Source organism: uncultured Microbacterium sp., assembly GCF_963521645.1.
In the GTDB taxonomy this organism is placed as follows: domain Bacteria; phylum Actinomycetota; class Actinomycetes; order Actinomycetales; family Microbacteriaceae; genus Microbacterium.
Map to the genome: position 1 here is coordinate 137,193 of NZ_CAUQVQ010000001.1, position 21,478 is coordinate 158,670.

Consider the following 21,478-nt stretch of genomic DNA (forward strand, 5'->3'; position numbering starts at 1 on the left):
GTGGCACCGGATAGCGTAGAGGCATGCGGTTCGCTCATCTGCGTCGTGCCGACTCCTCCGTTGCGAATCTCGCAGTGGTGGACGGTGCCGACGCCATCCTCGTCTCCGACCTCCTCACCGACCCACCCGCGACGCTTCAGCAGCTGATCGAGGGCGGCGACGCGATGCTCGAGTCCCTGCGTTCCGCTGTGCAGCGGGGCGATGCGGCGCGGCATCCGCTGACCGACTGGGCTTTCGACTCAGCGGTGATCGCCCCGCCTGCGGTTCTCGCCGTGGGACTCAACTACGCGGCGCACTCCTCCGAGCTGGGACTCAAGACGGACTCCGCCCCCACCGTGTTCACGCTGTGGCCCAACTCCCTCACCGGCCATCAGCAGACGACCTCGTGGCCGCGGTCGCTCAGCGAGGCCGTCGACTACGAGGCGGAGCTCGGAGTCCTGATCGGCACACCCGCGAAAGACGTCGCCGAGGCCGATGCGCTCTCGCACGTCTGGGGGTACACGGTCGTCAACGACATCACGGCGCGCAATGTGCAGTTCTCGGAGGCTCAGTGGTCTCGCTGCAAGTCCTTCGACGGCTTCTCCCCCACCGGTCCCTTCGCCGTCACCGCCGACGAGGTCGCCGATCCTCAGGATCTGCACATCTGGGCGGTCGTCGACGGGGAGACCGTGCAGGACGCCAGCACGGGTCAGATGGTCCGCTCGGTCGCGACGCTGATCGCACACCTCTCGCAGTCCCTGACACTGCTGCCGGGAACCCTGATCTCGACCGGCAGCCCGGGAGGCGCCGGATACTCGCGCGACCCCCAGATCTTCCTCCGCGATCGCTCGACGGTGACCGTGGGGATCGACGGGATCGGCGAGCTCACGACTCACTGCCGCGTGATCGACTGACCTCGTAGCTGCAGACGACGATGGCCCCGGCATCCGCCGGGGCCATCGTCGTCTGAGGGTCAGATCTCGATGAGATCCTCGGGCGCGATGACGGGAATCGCCGCCGTCACCGCCTCGAGCCCGGACAAGCGCGCCGGCGACAGCTGCTTGGTGACCTCGTCGCGCGACATGAGACCGGCCTCGACGACGAGGTCGGCGACGTTCCGGTTGGTCAGCAGGGCGGTCTTGGCCAGTGCGGCCGCGGCGGCGTAGCCGATGAACGGCGTGAGGGCCGTGATGACTCCGACCGATGCGCCCACCATGGCTCCGAGACGATCGCGGTTCGCGGTGATGCCGTCGACGCAGTTGACGCGGAGAGTCCACATCGCCTGGCGCATCCACGTGATCGACTGGAAGATCGAGTGAGCGATCACGGGCTCGAAGGCGTTGAGCTGGAGCTGCCCCGCCTCGGCCGCCATGGTCACGGTCATGTCCGCGCCGGCGACCGCGAAGGCGACCTGGTTGACGACCTCGGGGATCACCGGGTTCACCTTGCCCGGCATGATGCTCGACCCCGCCTGCATCGCCGGGAGGTTGATCTCGCCGAAACCGGCCTGCGGCCCGGACGACAGGAGCCGGAGGTCGTTGCAGATCTTCGAGAGCTTCATCGCGTTGCGCTTGAGCGTCGAGGAGAACGACATGAACGAGCCCGTGTCACTGGTGGCCTCGACGAGGTCGGCCGAGGTGACGAGGTCGAGCGACGTGATCTCTCGCAGATGCTTGAGCACCGCGGGCGCGTAGTCGACATGGGTCGTGATGCCGGTGCCGATCGCCGTGGCACCCATGTTGATCTCGAACATGAGCGACGCGTTCTCGGTGAGTCGCGTGTGGTCGTACCCGAGCGTGGAGGCGAAGCCGTGGAACTCCTGACCGAGGGTCATCGGCACGGCGTCCTGCAACTGGGTCCGACCGACCTTGAGCACGTCGTGGAACTCGTGCGACTTGTGGAGGAAGGAGATGCGGAGCAGGTCCAGCTCTTCGAGCAGCGACCGAAGAGTGAGCGAGAGACCGATCTTGACCGCGGTCGGGTAGACGTCGTTCGTGGACTGGCTGCGGTTCGTGTGGTCGATCGGCGAGAGGTACGCGTAATCGCCCTTCTCGCGACCGGCCATCTCGAGCGCGATGTTGGTGATGACCTCGTTCGCGTTCATGTTCGTCGATGTCCCCGCACCGCCCTGGATGACGCCGACGGTGAACTGATCGTGGAACTCCCCGTCGATCACGCGCTGCGCGGCGCGGTCGATCAGGTCGGCGCGCACGGGGTCGAGCACACCGATCTCGCGATTCGCGCGGGCGCTCGCCTGCTTGACCATCGCGAGAGCGATCACCAGGTCGGGATAGACCGAGATCGGGCGCTTCGTGATCGGGAAGTTCGCGTCGGCTCGGGCGGTGTGGATGCCCCAGTACGCGTCGGCGGGGATCTCCATGCTCCCGAGCGAATCGGTCTCGATACGGGTGGGAGCGGGCGCGGCAGATGCCATGTCACATCCTTGTGGGTAGTGGCGAGTGTGGACTGCGGGGGATGCCTCCATCCTACGCCCGAGGGTATGCGGCTCCGAGGATACGTCCGCGCGTCACCGCTTGCGCGAGAACGCCTCGAGCCTCTGCTCGGGGGTCAGCGCAGCCATCGCCTCGATCCATGCGTCCGAGAAGTAATCCCCCGTCGGCGCATCGACGACCGGCACCACCGAGTGCGTGATCACGTCAGGGCGCACGTGCACGATTTGGAATGCCTGTGCGGCGTCCATCCCGTTGACGTCGGGCGCGCGACGGGCCACATTCATCGTGTAGCAGGTCGCGGATGCCACGCTCACCGGGATCCCGGCGAACGTCCCATGCGAGGAGTAGTGCAGGTGCCCGGCCAGGATGCCCCGCACGTCGGTGCCGTCGATCACGCGTGCCAGCTCGTCCTGATGCCGGAGCTCGAGGATGTCGAACAGCGGCAGGTGACTCGGGAGCGGAGGGTGATGCATCGCGAGCAGGGTGCCGTGCGGCGCCGGCTCGCTGAGCACGTCCTCGAGCCAGGCGAGCTGTCGATCGTCGAGGTCGCCGTGGTGCCAGCCCGGAACACTCGTGTCGAGAGCGACGAGTCGGAGCCCGTCGAGGTCCCAGACCCCGGTGACGGGCTCCTCGGTCGGATCGAGATCGAGGAGTCCGGCTCTCAACGCGGGCCTCTCGTCGTGATTCCCCGCAACCCAGACGACCTTCGTGCCCAGGTGCTCGGCGACCGGCTCGACCGCTGACCGGAGGCGGCGATAGGCATCCGGCTCCCCGAGATCGGCGAGGTCTCCCGTGACGACGATCGCCGCCGGGTGAGGATGCACCGCGGTGATCGCCGTCAGCGTGCGGGCGAAGTTCGACTCGACGTCGTAGCGACCGCCCAGCTTCGCCCCGTCGGCGAGGAAATGCGGGTCGCTGACATGGATGATCACATGCGAGGGCTGCTCATGACGACCGAAGACGGGAGAACTGGCGGAAGACGCGAGCATGCCTTCAGCCTAGACGGACGCCGCCTGTCATGCGGCAGTGCCGCTCAGTGCCCGACCACGATGATGAGGATCCCCACGATGACCGCGACCGCGCACAGCGCGAAGCATCCGTAGGCTCCGAACAGGGAGACCCTCTTCTGCACCTCGGTGAGGGGACTCTTGCGCGCAGCCTTCGCGGCCTGCTTGGCGGCGCGCTTGAGCTCCTTCTCGGTGATCACCGTGATGGCGTCCGTGAACTCGGCCGGGCTCACGACGGGAGCGTGGCCGCTGCGCACCAGGAGCCGGAGTCCGAAGGCGTAGAAGGTCACGACGGCGCACGCGCCGAGCAGCGCGGCGAGGAAGACCTGGACGAATGCGCCCCAGTCGATGTCGACGCTCACTTCGTTCCCTCGCTGCTCTTCGTGTCGCTCTTCTGCGTCGTGCCGCTCTTCTGCTTCGTGCCGGCGGACTTCGCCGCCGACTTCGCCTCGGCCTCCGCCTTGGCTCGGGCCTTCGACTCGTCGCGCGCGACGGCACGGGCCTTCGCCTCGGCCTTGGCCTGCGCGGCGCGCTGCTGGCGGCGTGTGGGCGGCGGGCTGTCGGGCAGATCCACGGCCAGGCCCGACTCCGCGACGTCGCTCATGGCGTTCGCCGAGGTCACGGCATCCTTGCGCGAGCGCAGGAACAGACCGATGATCACCGCCAGGGCGAGCAGGGCGTCGATCGCGATGCCCCACAGACCGAGCCACGTGATGAGCAGAGCCGCGAACGCGCCGACCGCACCGGCCGCGGGGAGCGTCAGCAACCAGCCGATCGCGATACGGCCGGCTGTGCGCCACCGCACGGTCGATCCGCGGCGACCCAGTCCCGAGCCGATCACCGACCCCGACGCCACCTGTGTGGTCGAGAGCGCGAACCCGAAGGCGCTGGAGGCCAGGATCGTCGCGGCGGTGGAGCTCTCGGCCGAGAACCCCTGCGCGGGCTTGACCTCGGTCAGTCCCTTGCCGAGGGTGCGGATGATCCGCCAGCCGCCGAGATACGTGCCGAGGGCGATGGTCACGGCACACGCGATGATCACCCAGAGGTAGGGATCGGCCTGTTCGCTGTTCTGCCAGCCGACAGTGATGAGCGCGAGGGTGATGACACCCATCGTCTTCTGAGCGTCGTTCGTGCCGTGCGCGAGCGCCACGAGTGACGACGTGAAGATCTGTCCCCAGCGGAAGCCGTCTCGGCCGTCGGGCCTGCCGTCGTAGCGGCGGGTGATCGAGTACGCGAGCTTGGTCGCCGCGAACGCGATGATCCCGGCCGTCAGAGGGGCGATGAGAGCGGGGAGGATGATCTTCGACGCCACCATGCCGAAGTCGATGCCGTTGACCCCGACGCCGACGAGCGTGGCTCCGATGAGTCCGCCGAACAGCGCGTGGGACGAGCTCGACGGGAGGCCCAGCAGCCACGTCAGCATGTTCCAGGTGATGGCCCCGATGAGGCCGGCGAAGATCATCGGCAGGAACACATCGCCTTGGATGGTGTCCTCGCGGATGATGCCGTGTGACACGGTCTTGGAGACCTCGGTCGACAGGAACGCGCCGACGAGATTGAGGACGGCTGCCAGAAGCACTGCCGTCTTGGGCTTCAGCGCACCCGTCGCGATGGGGGTGGCCATCGCATTGGCGGTGTCGTGAAACCCGTTGGTGAAGTCGAAGAAGAGTGCCAGCAGGATAACCAGCACGACGATGAGGGCTGCGGTTTCCACCGTTCGCTTTCGGTCGTTGAGGAAGAAAGGAGAGGTGTCGACGGGATCGACGTGACGAACGAAGAGTTCACCGTGGGTTTTACTTCCGTTAACCGGCCCCGGTAGATCCTCCCACCCGTCCGGGTGCCGGTCAACTCGACGTCGACTAGCGTGGGAGAGTGACTGACGCTCCGATCGCAGACCGCCGTTCCACCCTCCGCACGCACCACGGCCACACTTTCGAGGATCCGTACGAGTGGCTGCGCGACAAGGACTCCCCTGCGGTGATCTCGCATCTGGAGGCGGAGAACGCCCACACGGATTCCGAGCTCGCCCACCTCGAGGGACTCCGGGACACTCTGTTCCAGGAGATCAAGGCGCGCGTGCAGGAGACCGATCTCTCGGTGCCCACCCGACGGGGGGCATGGTGGTACTACAGCCGTACCGAAGAGGGCGCCCAGTACGGCATCCACTGCCGTACCGCGGCCGCCGCGGACGACTGGACTCCCCCGCTGCTGGAACCCGGCGTCGCGGTTCCCGGCGAGGTCGTGCTGCTCGACGGGAACGTGGAGGCAGAGGGACACGAGTTCTTCTCCCTCGGAGCCTTCGACACGTCGGATGACGCCACGCGACTTCTCTGGGCGACCGACTTCGAGGGCGATGAGCTCTACACGGTCCACGTCCGCGACCTCTCCACGGGAGAGACTCTCACGGATGAGATCCCGAACACCGCGGGCGCGTTCTTCACACCCGACGGCACGGGGATCCTCTACACGACGCGGGACGACGCATGGCGGCCCGACACCCTGTGGCTGCACCGGCTCGGAACCCCGATCGAGGAGGACGTGAAGCTCTTCCACGAACCCGATGAGAAGTTCTGGCTGGGCGCGGGCATCACCCGCAGCCGGAGATACCTGGTGATCGCGGTGGGATCGAGCATCACGAGTGAGGAGTATCTGGTCGACCTGACCGGAGACCTGACCGCTCCGCCTCGCGTCGTCTGGCCGAGGCGGGAAGGAGTGGAGTACTCGCTGGAGCACGCCGTCGTCGACGGCGAGGACCGGCTCTACATCCTCCACAACGACGGAGCCCTGGACTTCGAGCTCGTGTCGGTCGCCGCGTCGGCCCCGGACGGCGAGCGTCGGATCGTGCTTCCGCACGAGCCGGGACGACGATTGCTCGGCGTCGATGCCTTCAGGGATTTCGCCACGGTCGAGTATCGCCGAGAGGGCCTCGAGCGGGTGGGTCTGCTCGACTACTCGGATCATTCGGTCGAGGACATCGTCTTCGACGAGCCCCTCTACTCGGCAGGAGTGAGCGGCAACCCCGAATGGCATTCGCCGTTCCTGCGTCTCGGATACACGTCGTTCGTGACGCCCGGCACCGTCTACGAACTCGACCTCGCCTCGCGCGAACTCGTGCTGCGCAAGCAGGTCGCAGTCCTGGGCGGATACGACCCCCTCGAGTACGGGCAGGAGCGTGCGTGGGCGACGGCCGCCGACGGCACCCGTGTGCCGATCTCGCTGGTCTGGAAGCGCTCGTTCGGCGCGCCCGGCGACGCGCCGCGCCCTGTGCACCTGTACGGCTACGGCTCGTACGAGCACTCGATCGACCCGGGGTTCTCGGTCGCACGCCTCTCCGAGCTCGACCGTGGAGTCGTGTTCGCCGTCGCCCACGTGCGCGGCGGTGGGGAGATGGGGCGTCAGTGGTACGAGGACGGCAAACTGCTCAACAAGCGCAACACCTTCACGGACTTCATCGCCTGTGGCGAGCACCTCGTCGCGACGGGCATCACGACGCCCGAGCTCATGGTCGCCGAGGGCGGAAGCGCCGGAGGACTGCTCATGGGCGCCGTCGCCAACCTCGCGCCGGAGCTGTTCGCCGGCATCCTCGCCGCCGTCCCGTTCGTCGACGCTCTCACGACGATCCTCGACCCGTCATTGCCGCTCACCGTGGTCGAGTGGGATGAGTGGGGCGACCCGCTGCACGGAGCAGACGTCTACGAGTACATGAAGTCCTACTCGCCGTATGAGAACGTGCAGGAGGGCGTGGAGTACCCCCGCATCCTCGCCGTCACCTCGCTCAACGACTCCCGCGTGATGTACGTCGAGCCCGCCAAATGGGTCGCCGCACTTCGTGCAGCCGGCGCGAAGGACGTGCTCCTGAAGTGCGAGATGGTGGCAGGTCACGGCGGGGTGAGCGGACGCTACAACTCGTGGAAGGAACGCGCCTTCGAACTGGCCTGGCTTCTCGACACCGTGGGGCTCGCCGAGGCGTGATCGGCGAACCCTCGTGCGGTCGCACCGCGTGAGATCCGGCGAACCGCGCGAGAAACGGCTGTGACGCGCGATGTCGTCCGCATTCGGCGCGGTTCTCCGGATCTGAGTCGCGGGGACCTCCTCTGCACAAGCAGTCGATCACGGAGACTTCCCTCGCTGCGTGGGACGGCGCTCCGGGCGGCAGCGCGTCACTGGCCAGAGTGGTCGGATGCATCTGGACGAATGGCTCGCTTCGCGCGAGGGTGTGGCTCACACGTCGGAGATCTACGCCGCGGGGTTCAGCAGGCACGCGGTCGACACGGCGGTGGCACGAGGCCGGGCTCAGCGGGTGCGCCGATCGTGGATCGCTCTGCAGCCCGGTGACGACGAACTGCTCGCCGCGGTCACAGCAGGGGGACGGCTCACGTGCGTGAGCGCCGCTCGCAGACTGGGCCTGTGGGCGCCCGCGCATGATGTGCGCCACGTGGCGGTAGCTGCCGGCGCCGGGACGACCCGGGGGACGGACATCCGAGTGCACTGGTCTCGCGGCCCTGCACCGGTCCACCGGCGCCAGACCATCGATCCGCTGATCAATGTGCTGCATCATGTCGCCCGGTGCCAGGAGCCCGCGGTGGCACTGGCGATCTGGGAGTCGGCGCTGAACCGACGGCTGATCGGCGCCGAGGTACTGGAGCGCGTCGCGTGGCAGGGGGCACGGGCCCGCCGACTCGCCGGAGTCGCCTCCAGCCTGTCGGACTCGGGGCTCGAGACCGAGTTCCTCCTGCTGATGCGCTCCATCGGAGTGGTGGTCCGACAGCAGGTCCAGCTCGACGGACGCCGCGTCGATGCACTGATCGGCCGGAGGCTCGTCGTCCAGTTGGACGGGTTCGCGCACCACAGCGATCCGGCGTCACGCCGTCGGGACATCGAAGCCGACGCTCGTCTGCGCCTGCGCGGCTACACCGTGCTGAGGTTCGATTACCACCAGGTGTTCTTCATGCCGGATCTCGTCGCCGACATCGTTCGTGCGTCCATCGCTCAACGTCTGCACATCGACGGCTGACCCTCGCGGGCCGAGGCGGCGAGCAGCGCCAGATCCGGTCGACCGCTCGAGATACGGATGTTCGACGCTGAAGCATCCGCACCTCGAGCGGTTTGCCGGATCTCGGCAGGAGCTCCCCCGACGAGTTCACGCCGGCACGATCACACTCAGCCGAAGAGCGCCGCAGCCTCGTCGTACCGGCTGCGCGGAACGGTGTTCAGCTCGCCGAGGGCCTCGGCGAAAGGAACCCGCACGATGTCGGTGCCCTGCATCGCCACCATCTGCCCCCACGCCCGGTCGACGATCGCGTCCGCCGCGTGCAGCCCCAATCGGGTGGCGAGCACTCGGTCGAACGCCGAGGGAGAGCCACCGCGCTGGATGTGGCCGAGGATGGTGGCACGGGTCTCGATGCCGGTGATGCGCTCGATCTCCGGCGCGAGCTGATCGCCGATCCCGCCGAGGCGAGGGCGGTTGAAGGCGTCCAGGCCCTTGTCGCTGTACGCCTCTTCCATGCCCTGCAGGGTGAATCCCTCGGAGACGACGACGAGAGGGGCACGGCCGCGATCGTGTGCGCTCGTGACGAGGGCCGCGATCTCCTCGAGAGTCTGGGGCACCTCGGGGATCAGGATGGCATGCGCGCCCGCCGCCATCCCCGCGTGCAGGGCGATCCATCCGACGTGGCGACCCATGACCTCGGCCACCATGCAGCGCTGGTGCGAGTCGCCGGTGGTGCGCAGCCGGTCCATGGCGTCGGTCGCGATGTTGACCGCGGTGTCGAAACCGAACGAGTAGTCGGTGGCCCGCAGGTCGTTGTCGATCGTCTTGGGGACGCCGATGACGTTGATGCCGTCTTTCGCCAGCCTGTCCGCTGCCGCGAGGGTGCCCTCGCCGCCGATCGCGATGATCCCGTCGATCCGGTGCCCGTAGAGCGTCTTGGCGATGTTCTCCGCTCCGCCCCGCTCCCCCTCGTAAGGGTTCGTGCGGCTCGTGCCCAGGATCGTTCCGCCGACCTTCGACAGCCCCTTCACCTCGTGGCGGGTCAGCGGGAAGAAGTCTCCGTCGACCACACCCCGCCAGCCGTCGCGAATGCCCACGAACTCGATGTCGTAGGTCGTGGTGCCCTTGAGCACGATTCCGCGGATGACCGCGTTGAGTCCGGGGCAGTCGCCGCCGCTCGTCAGGATGCCGATCTTCATGCTTGCCTCAGACGGTCAGGGGAAAGGGGGAACAGGCGACACTGCCTGCGAACGACACTAGCGCCCGGGCCGATCCCGCGCCATTCGAGACGACGAGAATCGAGGATCTTGCGCGTCACCGACGACGAATCCACGGATATGCGCCGAAACTCGACTCATTACGAAAAATCGGCGTCAAGAACCGAGATTCTTAACGCCGATTCCGGATCGAGTGTCAGACGCCGCTCAGAGCGTTCCTGAGCAGGTGCATCAGAGCGCCGAGCTGCACGGGCTCCGCGGCGACCTCGTCGAGCGCTTCGCCGTCGAGGGCTCGGGCAGCGAGGCCCTGCTTCTGGTCGATGAGCTCTGCGATCTTCGCGTCGACGGTGTGCGCCGCGATGATGCGCCATGCCGTGACCGGCTCGTCCTGCCCGATGCGATGCACGCGGTCGATGGCCTGCGTCTGCTCGGCCGCCGTCCACGACAGCTCCGCGAGCACGACGTTCGATGCCGCCTGCAGGTTGAGACCGACACCAGCGGCAGTGAGCGAGCAGACGGCGATGCCGACTCCCGCGTCTCCGTTGAAATCGTCGATGGCCTGCTGCCTCGCGGTCGACGTCTGGTCGCCCCTGATGGACACCGAGCGAATGCCTGCGGAGGCGAAGTGTGCCTCTGCCTGATCCATCACGTCGATGTGCTTCGCGAAGAACACGACCTTCCCGACCGAGCGCTGCAGCTGGGCGGCGTAGTCCGCGGCGAGGTGGGCCTTCGCCTGACCGATGCGACGCACCATGGTGAAGACGTTGTCCCCGCCGGTTCCGGCCGCCTTCGACTCCTCGAGCTCGTTCTGGGCGACGAGACGCACGATGTCCTCGTCGATCTCGCCGGCCGCGACCCGCGACGATCCTGTCGTCGAGGTCCGCGCCTCGACGATGCGCCGATAGCGGGCGGCGAGGCGTTCTCCGAGTTCGCGCTCTGCGTGGCGGATGCTGCGCCCGAACTCGTCGTCGAGCTGCACCGGCAGATCGGCGATGAGCTTGTCCGGGAGATCCGCCGCGACATCCTTCTTCTTGCGGCGGACGATCCCCATGGAGATCACCGCATCGCGCGCTTCGGGGTAGAAGGCCTTGTCGGCGGGCGTGAGCCCGGTCGCCTCGAGCTTCTCCATGAGCTCGGGCCCGGGCTTCTCGCCCGTCGTCCAGTCGAGGAACCGCCAGATCGCGTCGAAGTCCTCGACGTCGTTGATCAGCGGGGTTCCGGTCAGAGCCAGCAGGAGCGGCTTGCCTCCGGGCGTGCGCTCCCGCACGCGTGATGCGAGCGTCAGGACGTTCTGGGAGCGCTGCGAGCTCAGGTTCTTGATGAAGTGGGCCTCATCCACGACCATCCCGCGGAGTCCGATGGATGCCAACCATGACATGTGGCGGTCGAGGATCTCGTAGTTGACGATGAAGACGTCGGCGAACGCATCGATGTCCGTACCGTCACCCTGGATCACGGTGGCACGCCGTTGCGGCGTCCAGCGCTCGACCTCGCGCGCCCAGTTCATCTTGACGACGTTCGGGACGACGACGAGCAGCGGATACGCCTCGGCGACCGAGGCGGCGAGAACGGACTGCGCGGTCTTCCCGAGACCCGGTTCGTCCGCGAGGAGGAAGCTGCGGTGCCCGGCGCGGACCGCTTCGAGGAAGCGCGACTGGTGCACCATGACCTCGAGGCCCTTGGGCGAGACGTGGTCGTATTCGGGTGCGGGCGGCAGATCCATGCTCGCCGCCGATCCCCCCGCCCCGGTTTCGAACGCCTTGTACAGCGGCCCCATCAGCTCCCAGCCGTCGAGACGGCGGCGCGGCGTGGTCGTCGCGCGGGGCGTGAGATCGGGCGCGAGGAACGGGTTCGCGAGCTGGCGCGCCTCGACGGACGGGGGCGTCACCTGACGCTCGGCGATCGCGGCAGGCACCACGGGCATCTGCACCGGGGCGATGTCGGCGATGATCAGCTCTTCGGGCGCGAGCTCCGCCCCCGACTCGAGCAGCCAGTCGCGTCGCATGCGCTTCGCGACCGGCGAGGTGGCCTGGTCGGCCTCGAGGAGCTGGATCAGAGACGTGTCGCGGGCGGCGGTCTTCGCCAGGATCGTCGCCACGCCGTCGAGTCGCTTGAGCAGTTCAGCCCGGGCCCCGTCCGCGATCTCGGTGTCGGCCTTGACCCGCGCGCGCTCTTCTCGCACCAGGAACGCGATCACCTGGAACTTCACGCGGTTGGTCGGACCCAGCTTGCCGCGCTGCGACTTGGCCTCGATCTCGCGCACCTTGCGCGCCAGGATCGGGATCAGCGGTGCCTCGTCATCACGACGAGATGTCTTCTTGCGCCGCGTGGCGGCGGTTGCCGTGGTCGGCATGCTCCTCCTGAGCGTGAAGGCCAAGGTATCGATGGATACGAGGGCCGTTCTCGATGTCCGCGTGTGGCGTGAGCCAGGACCGTACGAACAGTGGTTCCGGTTCCCGACGATGCGAGTTACGAACAGCGAGATCGTCGGCAACCAAGCCTCATTCTATGCCATCGCGCCGTGCCGACGCCGAATCGTTCCCCGGAGAGTCGGGTCGCGGGGTCGGACGATCAGGAGGCGAGGACGCGCTCGGCGTCCGCCACGTCCGCGGACATCTGGGCCATGAGCTTCTCCACGCCTTCGAAGGCGACCATCCCGCGCAGCCGTTCGACGAACTCCACCGTGACGTCGTGGCCGTACAGATCGAGGCCGGTCTCGCCCAGCACATGCGCTTCGACCTGACGCTGGAGGACGTCGTCGAATGTCGGATTCGTACCGACCGATATCGCCGCGGGATGCGTGATCCCGGTCTCATGGTCGTGCAACCATCCCGCATACACCCCGTCGGCGGGCACGAAGGAGTCCACGGAGGCCGAGAGGTTCGCCGTCGGGAAACCCAGCTCCCGACCGCGCTTGAGGCCGTGCACGACCTCGCCGCGGACGTCGACGTTGCGTCCGAGCACCCGTGCGGCCATCGTGACATCGCCGTCGACCAGCAGCTCGCGGATCCAGGTCGACGACACGCGCCGGTCCGAGCCTTCGAGGAAGACGTCGTCGACGACCTCGACCGCGAAACCGTAGGTGGGTCCGAGCTCTCGCAGCAGTGAGGGGTTACCCGCGCCGCCACGACCGAACCTGAAGTCCTGCCCGACCAGCACGGTCGACACGTGCAGGGCCCCGACGAGGATGTCGACGACGAACTCCTCGGCGGTGCGCGACGCCAACTCCTCGTCGAAGGTGAGGAGCAGAGTCGCGTCGAGCTCGAGCTCGCCGAGGAGCTCGAGCTTGCGCTCCACGGTGACAACGTTCTCGGGGCAGCGATCGGGACGCAGCACGGCGAGCGGATTGCGGTCGAACGTCACGGCCACCGAGCGCTCGCCCGTCTCTGCGGCTTTCCGTCTGAGGCGGTCGATCACGGCGCGGTGACCGGCGTGCACGCCGTCGAACTTGCCGATCGCCACGACCGACGGGCCGAAGTCGGCTGGGACGGACTTCGGATCCCGGAAGACGATCATGCCGTCACCTCGGCGCGCTCGCTCCCCGCCGCCCGGAGGGCCGGACGATGGGTGCGAAGCCACCAGATCCCGAAGACCGGGAGCACCAGAGGGATGAACAGGTAACCGCGACCGAACATCGACCACACGGTGTCATGCGGGAAGAGATCGGGGAAGAACACACTCAGTGCGCCCACGACGACGACGCCGGTCAGCTCGAAGACGATCGCGATCCAGGCGATGGCGTACCAGCCGCGTCTGTTCGCGAGCACGAGCGCGAGGGTGGCGAGGACGTAGACGACGGCGGCCAATGCAGACAGGGAGTATGCGAACGGCGCCTCGTCGAACTGCCGGAAGATCTGCACGAAGCTTCGGCCCGTCGCGGCGAGCGCCATGACCGCGTAGACGATCACGAGGACGCGGCCGATGCCGGTCATTCGAGAAGGGGGGACGGAGGTGCTCATAGCTCCGTCCATTCTACGCGCGGCGCAGCGATCGCGGATTCGTACGGGCCCGCTGAGGTCACGCGACCTGGACGGTCCAGATGACGTGCATGCGCCACACCATGATGGCCACAGCGAACGCGGCCACACCGAGGATCACGGTGCTCCACCTGCTGCGCTCCATGAGCGCCCACAGCACCGCCCCCACCGGCAGCAGCACGGCGGAGACCAGATACACCCAGTACTCGAGCAGATCGCCGGTCGGGGCGTTTCCCGCGAGCGGCGACACTATGGCGGCCACCACCTGCACGATCAGGAGGAGCTCCACGAGCGCGAGCGCACCGACGGAGAAGTCGCTCGGCCGGCGACCGACGAGCCCGAGGACGAGACAGAATGCTCCCGCGGCGACCGCGATGACCGACTGCACGACCGTCAACCAGAGGATCATCGTGAGATCTCCGGCATGTTCATGGCGCTCTTGAGGTCTTCCCCGCGCTTCTCCACGACCCCGACCAGTGTCCCGTCTTCGTCGACCGCTGCCGCCACAGCCCCGCGGACTCGAGGCGCCTGGCCCACCAGTCGCTTTCCGTGCCGCAGATCCCTCGCGTCCTCGGCAGACACATCGAGGACGTCCAGCACCCGGGCGGCCGCATCGGCCGGAGACATCAGCTGCGCACCCTCGAGATCGTCGATCCCCACGGCATCCACCACATCGAAGTCCCCGACCCGTGAACGACGCAGCGCGGTGAGGTGACCCCCCACCCCGAGATCGGCGCCCAGGTCCCGAGCCAGCGAACGGATGTACGTCCCCGACGAGCAGTCGACGATCACGTCGAGATCGATGAACCCCGCGCCCTGACGCCGGGAGAGCACCTCGAACCGTGAGACCGTGACCTCTCGCGCGGCGAGCACGACCTCCTCGCCGGCGCGCACGCGGTCATACGCCCGGCGTCCGTCGACTTTGATGGCCGAGACCGAACTCGGCACCTGTCGGATGACGCCCGTGAGCGTCCGAACGCCCGCCGCGACCCCCTCATCGGTCACCCCCGCGATCGCCTCCTCGGAGGCGCGGCTGAGTATCTCGCCGTCGGCGTCGTCGGTGTCGGTCGACTGTCCCAACCGGATCGTCGCGGAATAGGTCTTGTCCGCGCCGACGACGTACGTCAGCAGACGTGTCGCCCCCTCGACGCCGATCACCAGCAGCCCGGTGGCCATGGGATCGAGTGTGCCGGCGTGACCGACCTTGCGGGTGCCGAGTGCACGTCGAGTGCGAGCGACCACATCGTGGCTGGTGAGTCCAGCCGGCTTGTCGACGAGAAGGATGCCGGGTGAGACCATCCCTCCAGACTACGGTGCTCCGCGCCGCGCTTCCGAACGGGTCACGCGCCCTCGCGTTCGCCTAGGCTGTCGGCTGTGCCCCCGAACACACGACCCGCTGACGAGTTGGCGGCACCCCTCATCGACTGGTACCGCCGCACCGCGCGCGACCTGCCCTGGCGACGACCGGATTTCCGTCTCAGGTACGGCGCATGGGGAACCCTCGTGAGCGAGTTCATGCTGCAGCAGACCCCTGTGACTCGCGTCATCCCCCATCTCACGGCATGGCTCGATCGCTGGCCGTCGCCCGCCGCGCTCGCCGCCGCGACCCCTGCAGAGGTCGTGCAGCAGTGGGCCAACCTCGGTTATCCGCGCCGCGCCCTGTGGCTCCACCGTGCGGCGATCGAGATCACGACGAACCATGACGGCGTGGTGCCGAGAGACGTCGATGCGCTTCTGCGTCTGACGGGCATCGGCGATTACACCGCCAGGGCCGTGGCCGTCTTCTCGTACGGCGACCGTCATCCGGTCGTCGACACGAACACGAGAAGGGTCATGGCGCGCGCCGTGCTCGGTCAGTCGCAGCCCGGCCCGCCCTCGCGACGGGACCTCGGGGTGATGGAGTCGCTGCTCCCGGCGCCGGACGACGAATCGGCCGTGTTCAACGCGGCGGCGATGGAGCTGGGCGCAGTCGTGTGCACGGCGAGGAACCCCCGGTGCGAGACCTGTCCGCTGCTGGACGGCTGCGCATGGGTCGGCGCCGGGCGCCCGGACACCGGCGACACCCGCCGACGCCAGGCCGCCTTCGAGGGCTCTGACCGCCAGGCCAGAGGAGCAGTGCTGCGGACGCTGCGAGCGGCGGCTCCTCACCAGGTCCCTCTCGACGCGGTGATCCCCGAGTGGGCCGACCCTCTGCAGAGGGACCGAGCGATCGATTCGCTCATCGCCGACGGGCTGGCGGAGGCCGACGGCGAGATGCTGTCGCTCCCCCGCTGACCTGCGCGTGACGCTCAGACATACTGACCGATCCGGTGGGCGAGCACTGTCAGCTCCACGCGGCTGCGCACCTCGAGCTTCGCGAACACCCGCCCGAGATGGACCTCGACGGTACGCACCGACACGTGGAGCGACTCCGCGATCTCGCGATTGGAGGCTCCCACGGCCGCGAGCATGGTGACCTCGAGTTCGCGGGCGGTCAACATCGGCTCCCAGATGCGACGCGATGCCGCGAGCGGATCGCCGGAAGCGCCGCGCCCGACCGCGTCGGTCCGGAGGCGTGTCAGTCTGGCGTCCACGGCACGAGCCCACGCGTGAGCCCCCGAGACCTCCAGCAGGTTACGGGCGGCGTCGAAGTGCTCGCGCGCGCGAGCGACGTCTCCGGTGATCAGACAGCGGGCACCGATCATCGCCTCCACCCTGCCTCGCGTGAACGGGGACGACAGAGTCCGGGCCGCGTCGACGACCACTGCGCGCTCCGACCGCCATTCCTCGTCGGAGCAGCTCAGCATCCGCGCACGGAGCTCCTGGGCGAGTGAGATCCCCGGGGGCTCGATCCTTCGCCGACGCGTTGCGCCCTGATGTCCGATCAGCACGGCCTCCTCGAGCCCGGGCACTGACAGCGTCGTCTGCGGCGCGCCGGAATCGCGCCACAGTCGCATGCATGCTGCGGCCTGCTCGAAGGATCCGGCGAGAAACGCCTCGATGCCCCGGTCGACCAGATCGTCGATGCGCATCGCCCGCGGCAGCACGGCCGTGAGCGAGCGTGCGAATGGGCCCAATCGCCCGAGCACCGCGAGATCGAGCCTCCGCGCGATGACCGCCGCGAGTCCCGCGAAGGGGATCGCCACGGGCAACTCCATCGACGCGCTGAGCAGCTTGACGCGCGCCGTGCCGATGTCGCCGCTCCACATGAGCAGGAGCACCTCGACGATCGCTCGATACGCGCCGACGAGGGGACTGCGCTCGAATCCTGCCACGAAGGGATCGACCTCGGTCCCGATGCCCGAGTCCCCCGCGGCCAGCACGCGCAGGGCTCGCTCGAGGTCGCCGTCCAACGCAGCGCGCAGGGCACGCAGCATCCCTCCGCTGAGAGGGCCGGTCCCGGTGATCTCCGCGTCGACGTCGCGGTCTCCCGCGATGAGCCAGGCGAGCGCCACGACCGGGTCGCGCAGCTCGGCTCCGGCCGCCGTCTTTCCCGCGCCCTCGCGGAGCGCGTCGATCCACGAGCGCATTCCGTCGCGATCGTCGCGCTCGGCACACAGCACGGCGGCGAACGCCGCCGCCCGCGCCCAGAGGTGCCAGTGATCGAGCTCGCCGATGCGTGGGCGCAGCGCGGCAGGATCGACGTGGGGCACCGCCCCCTGAAGATGGGTCTGCGCGATGAGCATCCCTCCCAGCGCACGCAGCCGATGCGACTCGGCGCCGTCCGGGAACAGGGTGCCGAGGCGGTTCACCGCTTCGACGGCGTAACCGGCTGCGATCGCCGAGACCCCGGCGAGGGCCGTCGCCTCATCGCGTTCTGCGTCGCTCGAGTGCACCGCGGCCTCGGAAGCGAGGTGCATCGCCCCCTCGTTCGCCCCGGCCGCGGAGAGCTCTTGCGCGCCGCGCATCAGCGCGGTCGCCGCCTCGGGAACACCGTGCACGGATGCGCGCGCACCGTGCCAGGCTGCGTGCACGTGCTCTCCGCGCGCCTGGAAGACCCGATGCAGCCGCGCGTGCACACGAGCCGCTTCTGCGGCTCCGGTCGTCGCGCGCAGCCAGATCGCGAGGCGCGGGTCGGCGAGGCGGACCCGGCCTGCGTGGATGCGCAGGAGTTCGGAGACCGTGCTCGTCGCGAGGTCGTCGGCCGTCCTGCCATCGAACGCGAGCAGGGGCTCCAGACGATCGTCCAACCGCATCGACGTGGCGATGAGGATGTCCCGATCGCGCGGTGCGAGCTCCAGGTCGGCGAACATCGCCGAGATCGACTCGATCATCGGCAACGGAGACGGCAGCGGCCGCAGGCCGTGGCGCTGCTGCCGGTCGAGCATCCGTGCCACTGCACGGACGCTCGGCGGGTCAGCCGTCACCTCGGACACGATCCGTGCCACAACATGCGGCGCTGAGCCGAGGTCGTGAGCAAGGAGATCCTCGAGGATTCCCCCGAGGATCTCGATCGTCACGGAAGGCGCACCGCGCGCACCAAAAACGTCGATTCCGAACCCCCCAGTCCGAACGAGCGATCGCTCGTCAGGCCGAGGTTATCAACGCATCGAACCGGTTCTGCCGACGTGCTGGTATATCACGCCGAGGCGTCGTCGTCTTCCTGACGGAGGTACGGATCCGCGTCGCCGGCATGCGACGCCGACGAGGCGAGCTTCGCCACTTCCGCATCACGCTGCTGCGCCTCACGCAGCAGCGCCGAGATGTGATCCGCGTTCTCGGGCAGAGCATCCGGGATGAACTCGAGCGTCGGCACGAGGCGTGTGCTCAGCTGCTTTCCGACCTCGCTGCGCAGCATCCCGGTCGCCGAGGTCAGCGCCGCTCCGCTGGAGAGACGCTCCTCTTCGGTGCCGAGAACCGTGTAGAACACGGAGGCGTGCTGCAGGTCACCACTCACACGGACATCCGTGATGGTCACGAATCCGAGGCGCGGATCGCGCAGCCCCTTCTCCAGCCGCTCCGCGAGGATCACACGAATACGATCGGCCAGACGTGCCTGTCGTTCACCAGCCATTGTTCTCTCCCTCTACGTACCCGACGGGCGAGGTTGCTTTACGCACCCTCGCCCGAAGATATCGAACTCGATCAGCCGCGAGGCTTCTCGATCATCTCAGTGGTCTCGATCTCGTCGCCGATCTGGATGTCGTTGAACTTGCCGAGGCCGATACCGGCCTCGTAGTCCGTACGGACCTCGGTGACGTCGTCCTTGAAGCGACGCAGCGACTCGATGGCGAGACCATCGGCGATCACCACACCGTCGCGGATGACACGAGCCTTGGCGTTTCGCGTGATCGTTCCCGAGCGCACGATGACACCGGCGATGTTGCCGAACTTCGAGGAGCGGAACACCTCGCGGATCTCGGCGACACCCGACTGGACCTCTTCGTACTCCGGCTTGAGCATGCCCTTGAGCGAGCTCTCGATCTCGTCGATCGCGTTGTAGATCACGGAGTAGAACCGGATGTCCACGCCCTCACGCTGTGCGCGCTCGCGCGCCTTCGTGTCGGGGCGGACGTTGAAGCCCACGATGATCGCGTTGTCGATCGTCGCGAGGTTGACGTCGGACTCCGTGATCGCACCGACACCGCGGTGGATGATGCGCAGCTGCACCGAGTCGTCGACCTCGATCTTGAGCAGCGACTCCTCGAGCGCCTCGACGGCACCGGAGACGTCACCCTTGATGATGAGGTTGAGCGACTCGACCTTGCCCTCTTCGAGAGCACGGGTGAAGTCCTCGAGCGAGATGCGCTTGCGGGCCTTGGCCAGCTGGGCGTTGCGCTCGACCGCTTCACGCTTCTCGGCGATCTGACGGGCCGTACGGTCCTCTTCCGTGACGATGAAGACGTCACCTGCACGCGGCACGGAGTTGAGACCCTGCACCTGGACGGGTCGCGACGGGTAGGCCTCGAGGACCTGCTCGCCGTTCTCGTCCGCCATCGCACGAACACGTCCGTAAGCCGTACCGGCGACGATCGCGTCACCGATGCGCAGCGTTCCGGACTGGATCAGCACGGTGGCGACCGAACCGCGGCCCTTGTCGAGCTTCGCCTCGATGGCGACACCACGGGCGGCCTTGTTCGGGTTCGCCGTGAGGTCGAGACCGGCGTCGGCGGTGAGCAGCACGGCGTCCAGGAGCTCCTGGATGCCGGTGCCTGCACGAGCCGACACGTCGACGAACATGACGTCTCCGCCGTACTCCTCGGCGACCAGCCCGTACTCGGTCAGCTGCTGGCGGACCTTGGCCGGGTTGGCGTCGGGCTTGTCGACCTTGTTGACCGCGACCACGATCGGCACGTTCGCCGCCTGGGCGTGGTTCAACGCCTCGACCGTCTGCGGCATGATGCCGTCGTCGGCCGCGACCACCAGGATCGCGAGGTCGGTGACCTGCGCTCCACGGGCACGCATGGCGGTGAACGCCTCGTGACCGGGGGTGTCGATGAAGGTGATGGCACGCTCGATGCCCTCGTGCTCGGTCCAGACCTGGTAGGCACCGATGTGCTGGGTGATGCCGCCGGCTTCGCCCTCGATGACGTTCGTCTGACGGATCGCGTCGAGCAGTCGGGTCTTACCGTGATCGACGTGACCCATGACCGTGACGACGGGGGGACGGATCTCGAGGTCGTCCTCGCTCTCCGCCTCCAGCTCGGCCTCGAGGTCGAGACCGAAGCCCTCGAGGAGCTCCTTGTCCTCGTCCTCAGGCGAGACCATCTGGATCTTGTAGCCGAGCTCCTCGCCGAGGACCTCGAACGTCGCCTCGTCCAGCGACTCGGTGGCCGTGGCCATCTCGCCGAGGTTGAAGAGGATCGTGACGAGGGTTCCCGGCTGGACCGTGTAACCGGTCAGCGTCTCGATCTTGTCGGCGAAGTCCGCGATGGAGGCGCCACGGCGCATGCGGATGACCTCTCCGTTGCCGCGGGTGACGTTGACGCCACCGACGACCGGAGCACTCCGCATCTCGAACTCTTGCCGCTTCGCCCGCCGCGACTTGCGCTGCTTGCTCTTGCCGCCGCCCTTGCCGAAGGCACCTGCGGTACCTCCACCGGGGCCACGACCGCGACCGCCGCCGCCACCGGGACGACCTGCGAAGCCGCCGCCGCCACCGGGACGAGCACCGGGACCGCCACCGGGTCCACCGGCACCACCGGGACGGCCGGGACCGCCCGGACGCTGCTGGAACGGAGCACCAGGACGCCCGCCCTGACCACCGCGCGGAGCGCCGGGACGGGGGGAACCGGGGCGAGGAGCCCCGGGACGCGGAGCACCCGGACGCGGAGCCTGCGGACGCGGGATGTTGCCGGGCGTCGGGCGCTGGCCCATGCCCTGCGCCGACGCGAACGGGTTGTTGCCGGGACGCGGACCTGTCGGCCGCTGACCCATGCCCTGCGCCGAGGAGAAGGGGTTGTTACCGGGACGCGGCGCGCCCGGCTTGGGGGCAGCGTCGCCGGAGGGCTTCGGCGAGGCGTCGCCACCCGATGCGGGGGTCGACGCGGCCGGAGCAGACACCTCTGCGGGTGCCGCCGGGGCTTCCGCGGCCGGAGCCTCGGGAGCAGGCTTCGGGCCGGGCTTCGGACCGGGGACAGGAGCACCGGGCTTCGGTGCGCGTCCCGGTGCCGCCGGCTTGGCGCCGGTCGCTGCGGACTTGGCCGCGGAAGCCGCGGGCTTGGCTGCAGGCGCCGCCTCCGAGGACGGCTTCAGTGATGCATCGGACTCGATGGCAGCGCGCAGCTTGCGCGCCACCGGCGGTTCGATGGTCGAAGAGGGGCTCTTGACGAACTCTCCGAGTTCCTTGAGCTTCGCAAGTGCGATCTTGCTGTCGACGCCGAGTTCGGCGGCGATCTCGTGTACGCGTGGTTTACCAGCCACAATTCTCCTGTCT

At 68.1% G+C, this 21,478-nt stretch carries 17 protein-coding genes; 4 read left to right on the top strand and 13 right to left on the bottom strand.

The features are described from left to right. Positions 1 to 23 precede the first annotated feature (23 nt). A complete protein-coding gene (locus RWO82_RS00710; protein WP_314422148.1) occupies positions 24 to 893 on the top strand; it encodes a fumarylacetoacetate hydrolase family protein in 870 nt (289 codons plus the stop codon). A 59-nt stretch (positions 894 to 952) separates the two neighbouring features. Here the strand turns inward: RWO82_RS00710 and RWO82_RS00715 are convergent, their stop codons facing one another. The 4 genes from RWO82_RS00715 to RWO82_RS00730 all read right to left on the bottom strand — a co-directional run bounded on the left by RWO82_RS00715 (position 953) and on the right by RWO82_RS00730 (position 5,153). Beyond that, positions 953 to 2,413: an aspartate ammonia-lyase gene (locus tag RWO82_RS00715; RefSeq protein WP_314422149.1), complete on the bottom strand. Its 1,461-nt coding sequence runs from the start codon at positions 2,411 to 2,413 to the stop codon at positions 953 to 955. A gap of 93 nt (positions 2,414 to 2,506) precedes the next feature. Further along, entirely contained in the window at positions 2,507 to 3,421 is a 915-nt protein-coding gene (locus RWO82_RS00720; RefSeq protein WP_314422150.1) for a phosphodiesterase, read from the bottom strand. A 44-nt stretch (positions 3,422 to 3,465) separates the two neighbouring features. Continuing rightward, entirely contained in the window at positions 3,466 to 3,801 is a 336-nt protein-coding gene (locus RWO82_RS00725) for a peptidase (protein WP_314422151.1), read from the bottom strand. Further along, positions 3,798 to 5,153, bottom strand: coding sequence for an anion permease (locus tag RWO82_RS00730; RefSeq protein WP_314422152.1), 1,356 nt, complete (start codon positions 5,151 to 5,153; stop codon positions 3,798 to 3,800). Before RWO82_RS00730 ends, RWO82_RS00725 begins: the two co-directional genes overlap by 4 nt. A 158-nt stretch (positions 5,154 to 5,311) precedes the next feature. Here RWO82_RS00730 and RWO82_RS00735 point away from each other — a divergent pair, with 158 nt between their 5' ends. Both RWO82_RS00735 and RWO82_RS00740 read left to right on the top strand, forming a co-directional pair. After that, a complete protein-coding gene (locus tag RWO82_RS00735) occupies positions 5,312 to 7,411 on the top strand; it encodes a S9 family peptidase (protein WP_314422153.1) in 2,100 nt (699 codons plus the stop codon). A gap of 208 nt (positions 7,412 to 7,619) precedes the next feature. Next, entirely contained in the window at positions 7,620 to 8,453 is an 834-nt protein-coding gene (locus tag RWO82_RS00740) for a DUF559 domain-containing protein (RefSeq protein WP_314422155.1), read from the top strand. 146 nt (positions 8,454 to 8,599) lie between these two features. Here RWO82_RS00740 and RWO82_RS00745 read toward each other — a convergent pair whose 3' ends face one another. The 6 genes from RWO82_RS00745 to truB form a co-directional block, all read right to left on the bottom strand. Next, the gene (locus RWO82_RS00745) at positions 8,600 to 9,628 is read right to left on the bottom strand and encodes an ATP-dependent 6-phosphofructokinase (RefSeq protein ID WP_314422156.1); all 1,029 of its coding nucleotides are present in this window, start codon (positions 9,626 to 9,628) and stop codon (positions 8,600 to 8,602) included. Positions 9,629 to 9,842: 214 nt separating this feature from the next. Beyond that, a complete protein-coding gene (locus RWO82_RS00750; protein WP_314422157.1) occupies positions 9,843 to 11,999 on the bottom strand; it encodes a DEAD/DEAH box helicase in 2,157 nt (718 codons plus the stop codon). A 218-nt stretch (positions 12,000 to 12,217) separates the two neighbouring features. After that, on the bottom strand, positions 12,218 to 13,162 hold the full coding sequence (locus tag RWO82_RS00755; RefSeq protein ID WP_314422159.1) for a bifunctional riboflavin kinase/FAD synthetase: 945 nt from the start codon (positions 13,160 to 13,162) through the stop codon (positions 12,218 to 12,220). Beyond that, complete coding sequence (locus RWO82_RS00760) at positions 13,159 to 13,578, bottom strand: hypothetical protein (RefSeq protein ID WP_314422245.1); 420 nt, start codon at positions 13,576 to 13,578, stop codon at positions 13,159 to 13,161. Before RWO82_RS00760 ends, RWO82_RS00755 begins: the two co-directional genes overlap by 4 nt. Positions 13,579 to 13,663: 85 nt before the next feature. Beyond that, positions 13,664 to 14,032 carry a hypothetical protein gene (locus RWO82_RS00765; RefSeq protein WP_314422161.1) on the bottom strand — a complete coding sequence of 123 codons (369 nt, stop codon included), beginning with the start codon at positions 14,030 to 14,032 and terminating at the stop codon, positions 13,664 to 13,666. After that, positions 14,029 to 14,922 carry a tRNA pseudouridine(55) synthase TruB gene (truB, locus tag RWO82_RS00770; RefSeq protein ID WP_314422162.1) on the bottom strand — a complete coding sequence of 298 codons (894 nt, stop codon included), beginning with the start codon at positions 14,920 to 14,922 and terminating at the stop codon, positions 14,029 to 14,031. The genes RWO82_RS00765 and truB overlap by 4 nt, the downstream gene beginning before the upstream one ends. A gap of 75 nt (positions 14,923 to 14,997) precedes the next feature. Here truB and RWO82_RS00775 point away from each other — a divergent pair, with 75 nt between their 5' ends. Continuing rightward, entirely contained in the window at positions 14,998 to 15,897 is a 900-nt protein-coding gene (locus RWO82_RS00775) for an A/G-specific adenine glycosylase (RefSeq protein WP_314422163.1), read from the top strand. A 14-nt stretch (positions 15,898 to 15,911) separates the two neighbouring features. Here RWO82_RS00775 and RWO82_RS00780 read toward each other — a convergent pair whose 3' ends face one another. From RWO82_RS00780 to infB, 3 genes are all read right to left on the bottom strand, one after another. Then, on the bottom strand, positions 15,912 to 18,062 hold the full coding sequence (locus tag RWO82_RS00780; RefSeq protein ID WP_314422164.1) for a helix-turn-helix transcriptional regulator: 2,151 nt from the start codon (positions 18,060 to 18,062) through the stop codon (positions 15,912 to 15,914). A 119-nt stretch (positions 18,063 to 18,181) separates the two neighbouring features. After that, positions 18,182 to 18,616 (bottom strand): 30S ribosome-binding factor RbfA, encoded by a 435-nt coding sequence (gene rbfA / locus RWO82_RS00785; RefSeq protein ID WP_314422165.1) that lies wholly within the window; start codon positions 18,614 to 18,616, stop codon positions 18,182 to 18,184. 71 nt (positions 18,617 to 18,687) lie between these two features. Then, entirely contained in the window at positions 18,688 to 21,465 is a 2,778-nt protein-coding gene (gene infB / locus RWO82_RS00790) for a translation initiation factor IF-2 (RefSeq protein WP_314422166.1), read from the bottom strand. Positions 21,466 to 21,478 lie beyond the last annotated feature (13 nt).

Excerpts from the sequence above, each read along its gene's own strand:
- RWO82_RS00745 (WP_314422156.1), bottom strand. The coding sequence starts at position 9,628 with ATGAAGATCGGCATCCTGACGAGCGGCGGCGACTGCCCCGGACTCAAC.
- truB (WP_314422162.1), bottom strand. The coding sequence starts at position 14,922 with ATGGTCTCACCCGGCATCCTTCTCGTCGACAAGCCGGCTGGACTCACC.
- RWO82_RS00765 (WP_314422161.1), bottom strand. The coding sequence starts at position 14,032 with ATGATCCTCTGGTTGACGGTCGTGCAGTCGGTCATCGCGGTCGCCGCG.
- RWO82_RS00760 (WP_314422245.1), bottom strand. The coding sequence starts at position 13,578 with ATGACCGGCATCGGCCGCGTCCTCGTGATCGTCTACGCGGTCATGGCG.
- RWO82_RS00720 (WP_314422150.1), bottom strand. The coding sequence starts at position 3,421 with ATGCTCGCGTCTTCCGCCAGTTCTCCCGTCTTCGGTCGTCATGAGCAG.
- rbfA (WP_314422165.1), bottom strand. The coding sequence starts at position 18,616 with ATGGCTGGTGAACGACAGGCACGTCTGGCCGATCGTATTCGTGTGATC.
- RWO82_RS00715 (WP_314422149.1), bottom strand. The coding sequence starts at position 2,413 with ATGGCATCTGCCGCGCCCGCTCCCACCCGTATCGAGACCGATTCGCTC.
- RWO82_RS00740 (WP_314422155.1), top strand. The coding sequence starts at position 7,620 with ATGCATCTGGACGAATGGCTCGCTTCGCGCGAGGGTGTGGCTCACACG.
- RWO82_RS00750 (WP_314422157.1), bottom strand. The coding sequence starts at position 11,999 with ATGCCGACCACGGCAACCGCCGCCACGCGGCGCAAGAAGACATCTCGT.
- RWO82_RS00710 (WP_314422148.1), top strand. The coding sequence starts at position 24 with ATGCGGTTCGCTCATCTGCGTCGTGCCGACTCCTCCGTTGCGAATCTC.
- RWO82_RS00755 (WP_314422159.1), bottom strand. The coding sequence starts at position 13,162 with ATGATCGTCTTCCGGGATCCGAAGTCCGTCCCAGCCGACTTCGGCCCG.